Raw genomic sequence first — 1,802 nt, 5'->3', positions numbered from 1 at the left:
AAACCGCCCGCCGCGGCATTCCGCTGCCGGAAGACATGCAGCAGTCGCAGCACCACTCGGTCCAGCAGGCTTCGAACTATTACAATGACGCGGAGCGGACGCTCGGCCGGGCGGCGCGGGTGATCATATAGATCCGGATGATGGTGCAGGTCGCTCGCGGCGCGCGCATGCCGTTTCGCGCGGAACGCACAGTGCAACAAGCTCCCGCCCTGCACGGAGATGTCAAGGCCGAAGGCAGTGCCCGGCACAAAGTCCACAATGATCCCAAGGCAACTGACCGCGGAAAATCGAACCCCGGATCCCCACCCGGCAGATCGGCAATAAGCGCGTCGAGGCGCGGGATCGAATTGAGCAGGACCGCCTTTGGAAAAGGTCCGCACAAGCGGAGTTCCGCCAGTGCCGTTCGCGCCGCGATGCCGGTCCTTCAGCTTCATACCGACATCAGCTTGAGACTTTCCCCGTGCTCACCCCGCCATCCTCGCCGTGGCGCCGCTCGCCCTCAGCGCCGCCATCAGCATCGGTCCGACCGAAAACGCCGCTGCCCGGGCCTTGTCAGTCAGCACACGCAGGTATCCGCCGGCGGAATTGATGTGCTGAGCGCGTTGCAGGATGCAGGCAATCACGATCGCGGCGGTTTCCTGGCCCATCGCATGGCAGGCCTCCTCATACGCCGACGGCGAGACGCCAAGGTAGCCCCGCACCTGGGCGGCGGTGATCATGAAATCGCGCCAATTGTTGATCCTATCGACGGCGTAGTCCGCAATTTCGGGGCAGGCCTTCAGCACAAGTCCCAGCGGATAGGTTTTCGGGGGCTCTGCGGTCCTCGTCCCGGGCTCGGCCGTCGCCCCGCTTTTCTCTAAAGCAGGTTCAAATTCAAAAATAGAGTTGGTATTTGAATCAGATTGCTGCCGCTCGTTTTGAGAGTCATTGCCGCTTGGATTCGTGGATTTCATATGGATTTCCAGCAGCTTGTCCACACCATCACGCAACGAGGCCAGCTCGGCAACTATAGGCTCGAGCTCGGCAATGCAGGCTCGGCGGGGAATAGCCTCCACAACCTGGCGGAAACGCTTCCAAAGGCCTCCCCAGTCGCCCGGGACATCTTCGTCAAAGGCCGCCTCGATCAGCTTGTGGATGTCACGCCGGTGCAAGGTAATCCGCTCGCGCATAAGCCTGAGCGCCCTGTTGTCGGCGCGAACACGCTCGGCCGCCGCCTCGAACTCATAAGCACGGGCCAGCAGCGGCGCCAGGGAAAAACCAAAGGCTTCCTCGATCCCCCCTCCGCTGCCCTTGCGGGCGTAACGCTTGCCGTTCGGGCTATCCCGACGGATGATCAGTCCGCCATCAACAAGAGCCGCCAGGTGCCGCCTGAGTGTGGCATCGGGCATTCCGTGCGCCCTGAGTGACAGCTGAGCGTTCGAGGGAAAGACGATCAGTCCGTTCTCCTCACTCAACTCACTGTCAGGATAGAAAGATAGCAGCGCATTCAGCACGGCCAGAGCACGATCGCCGATGCCGACGATGCTCTTGCCTTCGCAGAGGTTGCGGTAAATCTGCCATTTATCGACGACCCTGCCCTTGGGGATCTCACGTGACTCGTTCTGCGCTGCCAGCATGGCAAGCGACATCGGCCGCCGCCCGAAGGGCGTCGCTGCAATACCGGTCTCCATTTTCTTTCACCCTCGATTAGGCAAAAGAAACCTGCTCGCCAAAACGACGCCAAAGACTCTTGACAGTGATTCGCGAAAATGTGATTCTCAGCTTGCTTAAGGATGAGAAGGGCTTCCGCGACGGTGACGTTC

2 protein-coding genes are annotated in these 1,802 nt (G+C 60.9%); one reads left to right on the top strand and one right to left on the bottom strand.

The genetic code is table 11. The features are described 5' to 3' along the window. On the top strand, positions 1-131 hold a 131-nt coding region (locus EOA33_RS41135), incomplete at its 5' end, for an integrase (protein WP_127407640.1). 333 nt (positions 132-464) lie between these two features. On the opposite strand, the gene repC is transcribed toward EOA33_RS41135, so the two are convergent. Beyond that, positions 465-1,670 (bottom strand): plasmid replication protein RepC, encoded by a 1,206-nt coding sequence (gene repC / locus EOA33_RS34590; protein WP_127407639.1) that lies wholly within the window; start codon positions 1,668-1,670, stop codon positions 465-467. Positions 1,671-1,802: the final 132 nt, after the last annotated feature.

This window comes from Mesorhizobium sp. M4A.F.Ca.ET.050.02.1.1 (assembly GCF_003997725.1).
Classification (GTDB): Bacteria; Pseudomonadota; Alphaproteobacteria; order Rhizobiales; family Rhizobiaceae; genus Mesorhizobium.
Note: the sequence above shows the minus strand (reverse complement) of the source record. Positions and strands in the feature narration are given on the sequence as shown.